Genomic DNA, 12,868 nt, shown 5'->3' with positions numbered 1-12,868 from the left:
ATGCCGGAGTGATGTGGGAAGGAACCTCCATGGTCGACGACAGTGCCCAGCGAGTTCGAGAACTGCTCGGTCGGTACGACACCGCCGACGCGTGTGCGGCCGAGTTGCTGTGCGACCGGCACCCTGCCGATGCCGTCGCGTTCACCGTCGTCGAGGCCGATCTGACCTCCCATGACCTCACCTACGGTGAACTCCGCGCCGAGTCGACGAAGTTCGCCGCCGCGCTCGCCGATCTGGGTGTCGAGCCGGGCGACTGTGTCGCCACCCTCATGGGCAAGTCGTCGGAACTGGTCGTGGCCCTGCTGGGCATCTGGCGTCGCGGAGCCGTGCACGTGCCGCTGTTCACGGCGTTCGCGTCGCCCGCGATCGCGTTCCGGCTGACGTCGTCGGGCGCGAAGGTCGTGGTCGCCGACCGTAACCAGCTCGACAAGCTCGCCCCGGGTGAGGACATCCCCGCCGACGCGCCGTGGACGGTGATCGTCGCGGCCGGCGAGCCGGCGTCCGACACGCAGTTGCGGTTGTCGGACCTCCTCGCCGCCCATGCTGCCGACGACCCGAAGGGTGCCGCGGTCGCGGTCGGCGCGAACGGCCCGATGGTGCAGCTGTTCACGTCCGGCACGACGGGTACCCCGAAGGGCGTCCCCGTACCGGTGCGGGCACTCGCGTCGTTCCACGGCTACGTGGAGTTCGGTCTCGACGTCCGCTCCGACGACGTGTTCTGGAACGCGGCCGACCCGGGCTGGGCGTACGGGCTGTACTACGCGCTCCTCGGACCGCTCGCCGCGGGCATCCGCAGCCTGCTCCTGCACGCCGGGTTCTCCGCCGAGCTGACGTGGAAGGTGATCGAGACGTTCGGCGTCACCAACTTCGCGGCCGCACCGACCGTGTACCGGAGCCTGCGCGCCGACACCGGTCCCGTGCCCGACGGGCTGTCCCTGCGCCGCGCGTCGTCGGCCGGTGAGCCGCTGACGCCCGACGTCGTGGCGTGGTCACAGACCACGCTGGGGTGCGAGGTCCGGGACCACTACGGGCAGACCGAGCACGGCATGTTCATCGTCAACGCGTGGGCCGACGGGCTTCGTGAGGACGTGCCCGCCGGGTCGATGGGTCGCGCCCTTCCGGGCTGGTCGTGCGCCGTCCTGCTCGACGACTCCGACGAGGTCGCACCGCCGCGGACCGCGGGCCGGGTCGCGATCGACACTCACAACTCTCCGCTGATGTGGTTCGCCGGCTACGTCGACGCCCCGGAGAAGACGAAGCAGCGCTTCACCGAGGACGGCCGGTGGTATGTCACCGGCGACGCGGGCAGCACCGACGAGGACGGGCACTTCTTCTTCAGCTCCCGCGACGACGACGTCATCATCATGGCCGGCTACCGGATCGGCCCGTTCGATGTCGAATCGGTGCTGGTGATGCACGAGGACGTCATCGAGGCGGCCGTCGTCGGCATGCCCGACCAGTTGCGCGGCGAGGTGCTCGAGGCGTTCGTCGTGATCCGCGACGGGGTCGAGGGCACCGACGAACTCGAGGTCGAACTGCAGACGCTGGTGAAGAAGAAGTTCGCGGCGCACGCCTACCCGCGGACCGTGCACTTCGTGCCCTCGCTGCCGAAGACCCCCAGCGGCAAGGTGCAGCGCTACATCCTCCGCAAGGGCTGACGCAACCGATCGTGAGTCCGGTGGCCGGCTGTCCGGCCACCGGACTTCGTCATCGCGTGCTGATGAGTCGCTCGGTGAGGAACGCGAGTATCTCGTCGCGGGCGGCGAGTGTCGGTTCGCCCGCCGCGTCGATCAGGTGTGCGGTGACGACGCTGTGCGGGCTCGCGACCACGTCCGCGAAGAATTGTGGTGGTGTCGAGTCGGCGGCGCTGTCCGGAAGCTCGGTGCTCACGAACCGTTCGCCCAGCGCTGCCGAGTAGGCGGCGAAACGTTCGGCCCGGCACCACTTGTCGCCGGCGAACCGGTATGCGAGCACGGTCAGGTCGTCCCGGTCGAGCCGGTCGCGGACCGCGCGGAGGTCGTCCGGGGCGATCTCCAGTCCTGCCGGGTCGTCGAGCGGCAGGGACGGCTGGCAGAGGACGGGTGCGAGCACGGACGCCTCCAGAGTCATCGTCAGCGCGAAGTTGCCGGTGAAGCACATTCCGACGGCGCCGACGCCCGGGCCCCCGCACTCCTCGTGGGCGGCGGCGGCCAGTGCCCGGAGCCACCGGGTCACGGGGCTGGTGCGGTTCGCGCCGAATGCCCGGAACTCGGCGCTCACACATGCCCGCTGCATGACGGCGCTGCCGTCCTCGGTTGTGGGCACCGCGCCGTCACGGCCGAACAACGACGGCAGGTACACCGTGAAGCCGGCGTCACGGACCCACCGCGCGAACCGGGCGACGTGCGGGCTGATCCCGGGCATCTCCGGCATGACGACGACAGCCGGGCCGTTGCCCGAGACGAGTACGACCTTCGTGTCCGACCCGAATGTGACGCTACGGGTGTCGAAGTCGTCGAGCGGATCGTCCACGCTCGTGTCGTGAAGGGTCATCGGTGCGTTCCTGTTCGTCGTCGCGTCACTGAACAGGTCGAGTCTCGCGGCCGGTGGGCCGGGCGAGCAGGGGCGTGATCGCCACCTTCCGGGTCGATCCCGCCAGAAGCCGGCCCGGGGCGGCGAGGTCAGCTACTACGAAACCGTCGGCGGTAGTCGGCGGGGCCGATTCCGACCCGCTCCAGGAACATGCGCCGGAGGGTGCCGGTGTCCTGATATCCGACGCGACGCGGAATGTCGCCGATCGGAACGTCCGTGTCGGCGAGAAGCCTTTTGGCGGTGGCGATCCGCGCCTCCTGCAGGAAGGCCAAGGGAGGCCGGCCGTCCTCCTGGCCGTACCGGCGCAGCAGGGTCCGGGTACTGACGTGCAGCGCGTCGGCCAGCCGGGGCAGGCTGTAGGGCTCCGCGAGGTGATCGACCAGCCACCGCTGGACTGCCGTCGCGAACGGGCCGGACGTCGTCTGCACCATCGACTCGACGACGTAGGGTGCCTGACTCCTCCGGTTCTCGGACACGAGCGTGACGCGAGCGGTCGCCCGGGCGACCCCGGCACCGAGATGGTCGCGGACGATCGCGGTGGTGAGATCGAGCGACGCGCTGAACGCGGCGCTCGTGGTGACGGGCCCGTCGCTGACGATCAGCGACTCCGCGCAGACGGTGGATCGCGGGTATCGCCGGGTGAGTTGCGATGCGAACAGCCACGATGTCGTGGAACGTCGTCCGTCCAGCAGTCCGGCCTCGCCCAGCAGGAACGCTCCGACGCACACCGAGGCGATGCGGATTCCGTGGCTCGCTGTCTCTCGGAGGAAGGCGACCTCACGGCTCCGGTCGGCGAGTCGGGCGCTCAGGTCGTCGGTGGGGGACACGTCGAATCCCGGCACGACGACCAGATCGAACCGGTGGTGCCAGCGGTGGGCCCCGATCGTGAATCCACCGGCGGCGACGACCGGTGTGGGCGATGCCGCGATCACCGACGCCTGGAACCGGGTGGCGGAGTCGATTCCGTTCTCGTGCGCGACCCGGTTGGCGATGCGGAGAAGGTCGGTGACCGCGAACACCTCGGTCGCGAAGCATCCCTCGTAGGCGAGGATCCCGATCCGCATGACATCCACCTTCGAGACGGCCATCGGCGGGGTGGCCGCCGGCCTGCCAGGCTACCGAGGTGTCGCGCCTGCTCGCCGCCACGCCGGGAATCCTGGGGGGTGTTGTCTCGGAGCCGGCCGACGGACAATGGTGCCAACTGTCGAGCACCGACGAAGGGTGAGCGGAATGGATCGGTTCGAGCTCCCGCATACGTTGCGTCGATCGTCGAAGGAGGTGCAAGAGGTCTACGCCACGGCCCACGAGTCCGCCGTGAAGCGGCTGGGCGAAGGTGAGGAAGCCGAGCGGGCCGCCTACGGGGCCGTCAAGGAAAGCTACGAACTCGCCGTCGACCACTGGGTGCCCAAGCAGGATTGACTTCCTGCTCGGCGTCGACGCGATCAGGTGGTGTGCGCGGTGCCCTGCAGGGCACCCCCGGCGGCCCGCCAGTCGATGAGACCCTTCGACATGTTCCTGGCCTCGAAGCCGAACTCGATGAGCATGTTCGCTGCGCCGTAGGAACGAAGGCCGCCGGTGCAGAACGTGATCAGCAGGCGGTCGTCCGGGAGTTCCTCGCAGCGTCTCGGTAGGTCCTCGAGTGGGATGTGTACCGAGCCGGGGATGTGGTTCCGAGCCCACTCGAACTGCCTGCGCACGTCGACGATGAGCGCGCCGTCGGCGGCCAGACGGATCGCCTCCGCGGCCGTGACCGACGGTGCGCCGTGCAAATAGTGTCGAATCTTCATGGCAACGGGCCTCTTTCGCGCAGTTTCAGTTAGTCTGAAACTGACGAAGGGGAGTTGTCAAGGTGACGAATGTGGGCCCACCGCCGAGCGCGGCGTTCCTCGTGATGGCCGTGGGTCGCCGCATGCGCGAACGCGTCGAGCGGACCCTGAAGGGTGAGGTGATCACGATGCGGCATCTGTCCGCACTGGGTCACCTGTCCCGGGACGCGGGAATCTCCTACAGCGAGTTGGCTCGTCGCGCATCGGTGACACCGCAGAGCATGCAGGCGACGCTGGCGAAGCTAGAAGAGTGCGGGGCCGTGTCGAGGACCACCGATTCCGGTCGGGGGCGTACCGCGCGACTCGTCGTCACCGACGAGGGAATGCGCCTGCTCGCGTTGGGTCAGGACGCGATCGGCGAACTCGACGAGGTCCTCGCCCGCTACCTGGACGCGGACACACTCGGGAAGTTGATGCCCGGGCTCCTGCGGACGATGCTCGCGCTCGGTGGCGACGAGCGTCGGTGACTGCCCGAGTCAGGTCGCGAGCACCCCGGCGCCGAGCGCCGCACAGACCAGCATGAGCATGAACAGCGCCCATCCTGCGCCGTGCCACGCAGGCCAGGTGCCGCCGCGCTTCCACACGGCGTAGGTCTCGGCGAACGCGCCGATTCCGCCGATCATGAGTATCGCCGCGGGCACGATCGCGAGCAGGTAGCGGTCGGCGGTCCCGCACACAGGGGTCGGGGAGTCGGCGCAGTTGCTCCGACCCAGATACGCCCACAGGCCCAGAAGGGCAGTCGAGGCCAGGGTCAGGGCAAGTACTACGACCGCGTACCTGGTGGCGCGCCGGATCTCCGGCGGGTCGTCCCAACTCTTCTCGATGTCTCGGCGGGCGGCGTCGCGCCGGGCGGCGTCGCGCCAGTCGGCGTCGCGTCTGGTGGAATCGTCTGCCATCGTGCGCCTCCCCTCGGCCGCGGGCACGTCAGGCTGGAGCGCTGCCTTCCACGCTACGCGCGGGGCGCGGGGGCGTTGGCCGGGCGCGGCCAGGGATGGCCCGTGCGTCGCTCGATGTCGTTGTTGAACCGTTCGAGGTAGGCCGCGAAGGCTGCACGGTCGGCAGGGTCCCAGTCCTCGATGACGACGTCGAGGCCGCGCACGTTGCCTGCTCGTTGTTGTTCCAGACGTTTCCGGCCCTCGTCGGTGACGAGGAACTTGCGTGCCATGCCGCCGTCGGGGTCGGGAATGCGCTTGACCAGGTCGGCATTGAGCATCGCGGTGGTTTGCCGACTGATGGTCGAGGTGTCGAGGTCGAACGCCTCGCTCAGTTCGCCGACGGACATCGGCCCCTGGATGCTGATCCGGCTGAGCAAGAGGTAGGCGCTGGACTCGAGGTTGCCTTCGCCGCGCCGGGGGCGAGCAATGTGCCGTGCGAGAAGCATCGTCTCGAACTCGATTCGGTTCGCGTCCACCCTTGTCCCTTCCGTGAATCCTGCGTCGAGGGTACGTCGAGATTGTCCGGATCCAGGCAACCCTGTGTCATGCACCATACATATCAATTGCATGCAGCAACTTGATTGCATGATACAAATAGTTGCATCGCACAATCTGTGCTCGGGCTCAGGGGGGTCCGGTGGTGAAAAATGTGAGGAGCTTCCGTGAGAAGTAGTGGTTCGGCCGTGAACCCGAACGCGTTGGTCGGCGTGCTGGCGTTCACCGGCATCGTGGCGGCCTTGATGCAAACCCTGGTCGTCCCGCTCATCGGTGACCTGCCCGTGATCCTGAACACGACCGCATCGAACGCGACGTGGGTCATCACGGCGACACTCGTCGCGGGAGCCGTGTGCACTCCCATCACCGGACGCCTCGGCGACCTGTACGGCAAGCGCCGCATGCTGCTGATCTGCACGGTGCCGCTCATCGCAGGCTCCGTCACCTGCGCGCTCGCGACCTCCGTCGTCCCGATGGTCGCCGGCCGCGCACTGCAGGGCATGGGCATGGGCCTGATCCCGATCGGGATCAGCGCCATGCGCGATCTCGTTCCCGCGGAGCGCCTCAACTCGTCGATCGCCATGATGAGCGCGTCGATGGGCATCGGTGGAGCCCTCGGGCTTCCGCTCGCCGCCGCCGTCGTGCAGAACGCGAACTGGCGTGTGCTGTTCTGGGGCGCCGCCGCGCTCAGTGTTGTCATCGCTGCGCTGATCTGGAAGTTCGTTCCCGCGACACCGGTCGACCCCGCAGCCGGAAAGTTCGACCCCATCGGCGCGGTCGGCATCGCCATCGGTCTCGTGTGCCTGCTGCTGGGCGTCTCGAAGGGCGCCGCCTGGGGATGGACCAGCGGTGCCATCATCGGTCTGTTCGTCGCCGCCGTCGTGGTCCTGATCGTCTGGGGCTGGTGGGAACTGCGCACGACCGATCCGCTCGTCGACCTGCGGACGACCGTCCGCCCGCAGGTGCTGTTCACCAACATGGCCGGCCTGGTCATCGGATTCGCGATGTACGCCCAGTCGTTGATCCTGCCGCAGTTGCTGCAGCTGCCCGAGTCCACCGGCTACGGGTTGGGGCAGTCCATGATCATGATGGGCGTCTGGATGATCCCCGGCGGCCTGGTGATGATGGCGCTCGCACCCGTCGGCGCGGCACTGTCCTCCGCTCGTGGGCCCAAGGTGACGCTGATCCTCGGCGCCCTGATCATCGCCGCCGGGTACGGCTCGGCGATGGTGTTGATGGGCTCGGCCTGGGGCCTCATGATCGTCGCGGCCATCTGCGGCGCGGGCACCGGATTCGCCTACGGCGCGATGCCCGCCCTCATCATGGGTGCGGTCCCGCTGTCGGAGACCGGCGCCGCCAACGCGTTCAACACGCTCATGCGGTCGCTCGGGACCTCCATCGCGGCCGCCGTCGTCGGTGCCGTGCTCGCCCAGATGAGCGTCCAGGTCGGTGAGTACACGCTGCCCACCGAGAGCGGCTTCCGCACCGGCCTCCTGATCGGCTGCGGAGTCGCACTCGCCGCCGCCGCTGTCGCCTCGTTCATCCCGTCGCGCAGGCCGTCCGCCGAGGTGCCCGACGTGCACGCAACGGAATTGGTGCCGGCGCGGAGCTGACCGGGCTCCTCCGTGGAGCGAGGGTGTGGCGCGTAACCTGGACCGCATGTCTGTGCGCGCACCCCTCGTTCCCGGAACCGTCTCTCCGACCCTCGCCGTTCCGGCGAAGATCGAGCGGCCCGAGTACGCGTGGAAGCCCACCGTCAACGAGGGCAACGAGCCGTGGGTGCAGACCCCCGAGACCATCGAGAAGATGCGCCTCGCGAGCCGCATCGCCGCGCAGGCACTGGAAGCCGCGGGCAAGGCCGTCGCACCCGGTGTCACGACCGACGAGCTCGACCGGATCGCGCACGAGTACATGATCGACAATGGCGCCTACCCGTCCACCCTGGGCTACAAGGATTTTCCGAAGTCCTGCTGCACATCGCTCAACGAGGTGATCTGCCACGGCATCCCGGACTCGACCGTGATCCAGGACGGCGACATCGTCAACATCGACGTCACCGCCTACATCGACGGCGTGCACGGCGACACCAACGCCACTTTCCTCGCCGGTGACGTCTCCGAGGAGAACCGACTGCTCGTCGAGCGCACCCGCGAGGCCACGATGCGCGCCATCAAGGCCGTGAAGCCGGGCCGCGAGCTCAACGTCATCGGCCGGGTCATCGAGGCCTACGCGAACCGCTTCGGGTACGGCGTCGTTCGTGACTTCACCGGCCACGGCATCGGCGAGACCTTCCACAACGGGCTCGTGATCCTGCACTACGACCAGCCGAACGTCGACACGATCATCGAACCCGGCATGGTCTTCACGATCGAGCCGATGATCAACCTCGGCACCGTCGACTACGAGATCTGGGACGACAACTGGACCGTCGTCACGCAGGACCGCAAGTGGACCGCCCAGTTCGAGCACACCATCGTGGTCACCGAGTCGGGGGCGGAAATCCTCACGCTGCCGTGACACCGCGGGACGGGGTTCGGGGGGCGTTGCTCGTCGCGGGAACCACCTCCGATGCGGGCAAGAGCGTCATGGTGGCCGGACTGTGCCGGCTGCTCGCCCGCCGCGGCATCTCGGTCGCACCGTTCAAGGCGCAGAACATGTCGAACAACTCTGTCGTCACCCTCGACGGCGGTGAGATCGGCCGCGCGCAGGCGTTGCAGGCACGGGCCTGCGGCCTCGAACCGAGCGTGCGGTTCAACCCGGTGCTGCTCAAGCCGGGCAGTGACCGCACCTCGCAGTTGGTGGTCCGCGGCAAGGCCGTCACGTCCGTCGGTGCCCGCGACTACATGACGCACCGCCAGTGGTTGCGCGGTGTGGTCGCCGACGAACTGGCCTCGCTGCGTTCCGAATTCGATGTCGTGATCTGCGAGGGCGCCGGGTCGCCCGCCGAGATCAATCTCCGCGCCACCGACCTCGCGAACATGGGTCTGGCTCGCGCCGCGAACCTTCCGGTCCTCGTCGTCGGCGACATCGACCGCGGGGGAGTGCTCGCGCACCTGTTCGGCACCGTCGCTGTCCTCGAACCCGAGGACCAGGCGCTGATCGCGGGGTTCGTGATCAACAAGTTCCGCGGCGACGTCGGGCTGCTCGAACCGGGCCTGGTTCAGCTCCGGGAGCTGACGGGCCGGCCGACGTTCGGCGTCGTCCCGTTCGCGGACGGTTTGTGGATCGACGCCGAGGACTCGCTGTCGACGGTCGTCGACGCCCCGGTCGGCAGGCCCGCGGCGCCGCGCGGCCGGGACTGGTTGCGGGTCGCCGCGATCCGGTTGCCTCGCGTGTCCAACGCGACGGACGTCGAGGCGTTGGCCTGCGAGCCGGGCGTGTCGGTGCACTGGGTGAGCGACCCGTCCCGCCTGGCGGACGTCGACCTGGTCGTGATTCCGGGTAGCAAGTCGACGGTGTCCGACCTCGCGTGGTTGCGGGCGTCGGGACTCGCGGATGCGCTGTCTGCGCGCGCGACAGCGGGACTTCCCATCCTGGGGATCTGCGGCGGGTACCAGATGTTGGGTCGCCGCATCGTGGACGAGGTCGAGTCCGGCTCCGGTGCCGTCGACGGACTCGGCCTGCTGGACATGGACATCGAGTTCGTCGCCGACAAGATACTCGCTCAGTCCGAGGGTACGGCCGAGGGAATTGCGGTGTCCGGCTATGAGATCCACCACGGACGCGTGACCCGCACCGGCGACCTGCCGCTCCTGCGCCACATCGATGGCACACCGGAGGGCAGCGTGCGGGGTTCCGTCTCCGGCACGCACTGGCACGGACTTCTCGAGTCGGACGCCTACCGGCGCGTGCTTCTCGGCCGGGTCGCCGCGGCCACGGGTCGGCAGTTCACCGTGTCGCCCGACACCTCGGTCGCTGCCGAGCGGGACGCCCAACTCGACCTGCTGGCCGACCTCGTCGAGCAGCATCTGGCCGTCGACGAGGTCATGGCGCTGATCGACCGGGGCACGCCGCAGGGACTCCCGGTCGTGACGAGCGCCTTCCGGTAGCCCCAGCCGCGGATCACGTTGTGGCGCGCCGCAATCCGACCCACGTTCCGGCCAGGGCGGCCACCGCGAACACGAGCGGCAACACGACCATGGTCACCATCCTCGGGGTGTCGACGAACCACGACCCGATCTCCGGCCACCAGTTCGCCCACGTGACGAGGATGGCAGCGACACCCAGGCCACCGAACGCGGTGACACCTGCGGCGAGCAGTCCCGTGGTGCGCCACCGCTGGTAGATCGCCCCTGCGAGCATCGCGATGCCCGTCGTCAGCAGCAGGATCGCGAAGAGTGACAGGAGTTCGACGGCGAGGCTGTCGGTGAAGTAGCGGGCCAGGCCGAACATCCGCATGTGCACGCCCCAGCCGCCGGTCGCGGATTCGACGACGGCCAGGATCTGAAGCGCGACGGCGAAGACGGCGGACTGGGCGAGTGCCATGACGAGTGTGGCCCGGTAGAACTCGCGGCGGGTGACGCTGAGTCCGAGCGCGAACGGGAAGCTCTGGTTCATCGCCTGGAGATAGAAGGCGACGACGAATCCGAGGAGGGCCGTCACCGCGCCGGTGAAGCCTTCGCCCTCCTCGTTCTGGACGAGGAAGTAGATGGTCCAGCAGATCGCGAACGAGACGGCGAGGATGCCGACGGGCCACGCGACCAGCAGGGGCCATGCGACGGTGTGCAGGCGCAGTACCGCGCCCACACGGGACGGGGGAGCGTTGCGCACGGGTGCGAGGGGAGCGGTAGCGGTGGTCATGACGTCGGCTCCGTGTGGGTCGATACCGAGTGTGTCGGTACGGCGGTGGTCGTGCGGATGACGAACTCCTGCAGCGACGCCGGTTCGATGGTGCCGCCGGCGTCGATCAGGCGGGCCCGGTCGAGGTCGTCGGCGCCGGCGGTGTGGACCGTCGCGCGGGTGTGGGAGCCGAGGGATTCCCTGTGCAGAACAGTGCCTTTCGCGGCGAATGCGTCGACGGCTGCCGTCGGCCCCGTGACGATCACCGCGCGCTGGCGCAGTGCGTCGGCGTCGTCGTCGACGACGATTCGTCCGCGATCGACGACCAGGACGTGCTCGAGCAGGTTCGCCACCTCGTCGATGAGGTGTGTGGACAGCACCACGGTCCGGGGGTGCTCCGCGTAGTCGGCGAGGAGACGGTCGTAGAAGAGGTGGCGCGCGACGGCGTCCAGTCCCAGATAGGGCTCGTCGAACAGTGTCAACGGCGCCCGTGACGCCAGCCCGATCGTCACGCCGAGCGCCGAACGCATGCCGCGGGAGAGCTTCTTGACCTTGCGGCGACGCGGCAGCTGGAAGTCGTCGAGGAGTTGGTCGGCGAAGTCCGGATCCCAGCGTTCCATCAGGTGCCCGGCGGCGGTGACGACATGACCCACGCACAGGTCGTCCGGGTAGGTCTGGCTCTCCTTCACGAAGCAGACGGACCGCAGGACGCCCGCGTTCTCGAAGGGCGTGGATCCGAACACCGTTGCCTCACCGGAGGTCTGGATCGCCTGCCCGGTGAGGATGGACATGATCGTGGTCTTGCCTGCGCCGTTGCCGCCGAGGAGACCGTAGATCTTGTCGCGGCTGACGTCGAAGGAGACGTCGGTGAGTGCGTCGAGGTCTGCGTATCGTTTGCCGATTCCGCGCATCGACGCGACCACATCGGTGTCGTCGTGCGCGTCACGCGTCGGGGACGAGATCCGTGCGAGGCCGCTGGTCACCGGGCCACCTCCCTGTTCTCGACTCGCGAGGTGTCGAGCATGGACCTGAGCTCGTCGTGTGGAATGCCGAGACGGGCGGCTTCCGTGACGAGTGGTTCGACGTACTGGCGAGCGAATGCCTCGCGGCGCCGGGATCGGAGCGCTTCGCGCGCCCCCGCGGTGACGAACATTCCAATTCCCCGTTTCTTGTAGAGGATTCCCTCTGTGACGAGCTGGTTCAGGCCCTTGGCTGCGGTCGCAGGGTTGATCCGGTGGAACGCGGCGAGTTCGTTCGTCGACGGGACCTGCGCCTGCTCGGGCAGCGAGCCGTCGATGATCGCGCCTTCGATCTGCTCGGCGATCTGCTGGAACAGCGGCCTGCCGTCGTCGATCATCGCGACCGCCCGGCAAGGCTCACTGGTTCGTTACTCATGTAACTAACCGTAGAACCTGTTCGTGAGCTTGGCAACCCTGGCGCTTCTCGTTCCCGGACCCGACCGCGCCCCGTGTACCGTCCGGGCATGGAGTTGACGGAAGTGTCGGTCGGACAGGTGTCCTACAACGTCAGGGTCGACGGACCCGAGAGCGCACACATCGTGGTGCTGTTGCCCGGATCGGGTGAGGATGCGACCGTCTTCGATGCCGTCTGTGAGCGCCTCCACGGCTCCGACCTGCGCACCGTCGTCCCCGACACCGTCGACGGACTCGACGTCGCCGGGCTGCTCGCCCTGCTCGACGGTCTCGGCCTCACGTACGTGAACCTCGCGGGCAACCGGGAGGGCGCCGAGCTCGCCTGGCAGGCCGCCACCCGAACGTTCGGCCGTTTCAAGAGCCTCGTCGTCGCCGACACACCGCACCCCGCCGTCGCCGGAGGCGACTGCCCGGCGCTGGAGATACCCGCCACCATCGTGGTCGGCGGCGCGCTCGCCCGTGCGGACGCCGAGGCCAGCGGGCGGCGCTGCTACTCCGACTTCCGTGTCGTCGAGGTCGACGGCGTCGAGTCGGTACCGCGCGACGCGCCCGCGGCCTTCGCGACCGAGATCTCTCTGCGCACCAGTATGTGGTGACGCGGGAACACGAGTTCACCTGGTGTGGTGGCAGATTTCTGTGGCCGATCGCGAAGGGTCTTCCATTCGCGTGCGCTCACCGATTGCTCGACGGCACGAAATCAGGAGACGCGCCCTAGATGTACCCGGCCAGGACGTTGGTAGCAGGCGTGTCGGCTTGATGCGAAGAGAACCTCCGAGTGGGGTGTGGCTTGTCTAAGGCCCACATCCGCTCGGAGGTTCTCGTGTCACAC

Annotated in this window: 15 protein-coding genes; 7 read left to right on the top strand and 8 right to left on the bottom strand. The window is 68.4% G+C overall.

Going from position 1 to position 12,868, the window contains the following annotated elements; genetic code table 11:
• Positions 1–29 precede the first annotated feature (29 nt).
• Positions 30–1,658, top strand: a complete 1,629-nt coding sequence (locus tag FFS72_RS24045; RefSeq protein WP_137876310.1) for an AMP-binding protein — start codon at positions 30–32, stop codon at positions 1,656–1,658.
• 49 nt (positions 1,659–1,707) lie between these two features.
• Here the strand turns inward: FFS72_RS24045 and FFS72_RS24040 are convergent, their stop codons facing one another.
• Both FFS72_RS24040 and FFS72_RS24035 read right to left on the bottom strand, forming a co-directional pair.
• Positions 1,708–2,532, bottom strand: coding sequence for a dienelactone hydrolase family protein (locus FFS72_RS24040; protein WP_137876309.1), 825 nt, complete (start codon positions 2,530–2,532; stop codon positions 1,708–1,710).
• A gap of 128 nt (positions 2,533–2,660) precedes the next feature.
• Positions 2,661–3,635 carry a GlxA family transcriptional regulator gene (locus tag FFS72_RS24035; protein ID WP_137876308.1) on the bottom strand — a complete coding sequence of 325 codons (975 nt, stop codon included), beginning with the start codon at positions 3,633–3,635 and terminating at the stop codon, positions 2,661–2,663.
• Positions 3,636–3,801: 166 nt separating this feature from the next.
• Here FFS72_RS24035 and FFS72_RS24030 point away from each other — a divergent pair, with 166 nt between their 5' ends.
• On the top strand, positions 3,802–3,990 hold the full coding sequence (locus tag FFS72_RS24030) for a ChaB family protein (protein ID WP_050067163.1): 189 nt from the start codon (positions 3,802–3,804) through the stop codon (positions 3,988–3,990).
• A gap of 23 nt (positions 3,991–4,013) precedes the next feature.
• Here FFS72_RS24030 and FFS72_RS24025 read toward each other — a convergent pair whose 3' ends face one another.
• Positions 4,014–4,358 (bottom strand): rhodanese-like domain-containing protein, encoded by a 345-nt coding sequence (locus FFS72_RS24025; RefSeq protein WP_137876307.1) that lies wholly within the window; start codon positions 4,356–4,358, stop codon positions 4,014–4,016.
• Positions 4,359–4,420: 62 nt separating this feature from the next.
• Between FFS72_RS24025 and FFS72_RS24020 the strand changes: the two genes are divergently transcribed.
• Positions 4,421–4,864 (top strand): MarR family winged helix-turn-helix transcriptional regulator, encoded by a 444-nt coding sequence (locus tag FFS72_RS24020; protein ID WP_249353498.1) that lies wholly within the window; start codon positions 4,421–4,423, stop codon positions 4,862–4,864.
• Between the two features lie 9 nt (positions 4,865–4,873).
• Here the strand turns inward: FFS72_RS24020 and FFS72_RS24015 are convergent, their stop codons facing one another.
• Complete coding sequence (locus tag FFS72_RS24015) at positions 4,874–5,293, bottom strand: hypothetical protein (protein ID WP_137876306.1); 420 nt, start codon at positions 5,291–5,293, stop codon at positions 4,874–4,876.
• Positions 5,294–5,346: 53 nt separating this feature from the next.
• A complete protein-coding gene (locus FFS72_RS24010; protein ID WP_502704153.1) occupies positions 5,347–5,808 on the bottom strand; it encodes a MarR family winged helix-turn-helix transcriptional regulator in 462 nt (153 codons plus the stop codon).
• A 186-nt stretch (positions 5,809–5,994) separates the two neighbouring features.
• Here FFS72_RS24010 and FFS72_RS24005 point away from each other — a divergent pair, with 186 nt between their 5' ends.
• From FFS72_RS24005 to FFS72_RS23995, 3 genes are read left to right on the top strand one after another with little or no spacing between them, the layout of a single operon-like run.
• A complete protein-coding gene (locus FFS72_RS24005; RefSeq protein ID WP_283235448.1) occupies positions 5,995–7,440 on the top strand; it encodes an MFS transporter in 1,446 nt (481 codons plus the stop codon).
• A 46-nt stretch (positions 7,441–7,486) separates the two neighbouring features.
• Complete coding sequence (gene map, locus FFS72_RS24000; RefSeq protein ID WP_137876304.1) at positions 7,487–8,344, top strand: type I methionyl aminopeptidase; 858 nt, start codon at positions 7,487–7,489, stop codon at positions 8,342–8,344.
• Entirely contained in the window at positions 8,341–9,876 is a 1,536-nt protein-coding gene (locus FFS72_RS23995) for a cobyric acid synthase (RefSeq protein WP_137876303.1), read from the top strand. Before map ends, FFS72_RS23995 begins: the two co-directional genes overlap by 4 nt.
• A 13-nt stretch (positions 9,877–9,889) precedes the next feature.
• Here the strand turns inward: FFS72_RS23995 and FFS72_RS23990 are convergent, their stop codons facing one another.
• The 3 genes from FFS72_RS23990 to FFS72_RS23980 form a co-directional block, all read right to left on the bottom strand.
• Positions 9,890–10,627 (bottom strand): ABC transporter permease, encoded by a 738-nt coding sequence (locus FFS72_RS23990; protein ID WP_137876302.1) that lies wholly within the window; start codon positions 10,625–10,627, stop codon positions 9,890–9,892.
• The gene (locus tag FFS72_RS23985; RefSeq protein ID WP_137876338.1) at positions 10,624–11,517 is read right to left on the bottom strand and encodes an ABC transporter ATP-binding protein; all 894 of its coding nucleotides are present in this window, start codon (positions 11,515–11,517) and stop codon (positions 10,624–10,626) included. Before FFS72_RS23985 ends, FFS72_RS23990 begins: the two co-directional genes overlap by 4 nt.
• A gap of 68 nt (positions 11,518–11,585) precedes the next feature.
• Positions 11,586–11,963 carry a GntR family transcriptional regulator gene (locus FFS72_RS23980; RefSeq protein ID WP_137876301.1) on the bottom strand — a complete coding sequence of 126 codons (378 nt, stop codon included), beginning with the start codon at positions 11,961–11,963 and terminating at the stop codon, positions 11,586–11,588.
• Positions 11,964–12,089: 126 nt separating this feature from the next.
• On the opposite strand from FFS72_RS23980, the gene FFS72_RS23975 reads away from it, so the two are divergent.
• A complete protein-coding gene (locus tag FFS72_RS23975; protein WP_137876300.1) occupies positions 12,090–12,635 on the top strand; it encodes an alpha/beta hydrolase in 546 nt (181 codons plus the stop codon).
• Positions 12,636–12,868: the final 233 nt, after the last annotated feature.

The organism is Rhodococcus sp. Q (assembly GCF_005503035.1).
In the GTDB taxonomy this organism is placed as follows: domain Bacteria; phylum Actinomycetota; class Actinomycetes; order Mycobacteriales; family Mycobacteriaceae; genus Rhodococcus_G.
The sequence above is the reverse complement of the archived record's forward strand: the minus strand, read 5'-3'. Positions and strand labels throughout refer to the sequence as shown.

What these genes read in the sequence shown, in the direction of transcription:
- FFS72_RS24045 (WP_137876310.1), top strand. Translation starts at nt 30, where the DNA reads ATGGTCGACGACAGTGCCCAGCGAGTTCGAGAACTGCTCGGTCGGTAC.
- FFS72_RS24040 (WP_137876309.1), bottom strand. Translation starts at nt 2,532, where the DNA reads ATGACCCTTCACGACACGAGCGTGGACGATCCGCTCGACGACTTCGAC.
- FFS72_RS24035 (WP_137876308.1), bottom strand. Translation starts at nt 3,635, where the DNA reads ATGCGGATCGGGATCCTCGCCTACGAGGGATGCTTCGCGACCGAGGTG.
- FFS72_RS24030 (WP_050067163.1), top strand. Translation starts at nt 3,802, where the DNA reads ATGGATCGGTTCGAGCTCCCGCATACGTTGCGTCGATCGTCGAAGGAG.
- FFS72_RS24025 (WP_137876307.1), bottom strand. Translation starts at nt 4,358, where the DNA reads ATGAAGATTCGACACTATTTGCACGGCGCACCGTCGGTCACGGCCGCG.
- FFS72_RS24015 (WP_137876306.1), bottom strand. Translation starts at nt 5,293, where the DNA reads ATGGCAGACGATTCCACCAGACGCGACGCCGACTGGCGCGACGCCGCC.
- map (WP_137876304.1), top strand. Translation starts at nt 7,487, where the DNA reads ATGTCTGTGCGCGCACCCCTCGTTCCCGGAACCGTCTCTCCGACCCTC.
- FFS72_RS23990 (WP_137876302.1), bottom strand. Translation starts at nt 10,627, where the DNA reads ATGACCACCGCTACCGCTCCCCTCGCACCCGTGCGCAACGCTCCCCCG.
- FFS72_RS23985 (WP_137876338.1), bottom strand. Translation starts at nt 11,517, where the DNA reads ATGCGCGGAATCGGCAAACGATACGCAGACCTCGACGCACTCACCGAC.
- FFS72_RS23980 (WP_137876301.1), bottom strand. Translation starts at nt 11,963, where the DNA reads ATGATCGACGACGGCAGGCCGCTGTTCCAGCAGATCGCCGAGCAGATC.
- FFS72_RS23975 (WP_137876300.1), top strand. Translation starts at nt 12,090, where the DNA reads ATGGAGTTGACGGAAGTGTCGGTCGGACAGGTGTCCTACAACGTCAGG.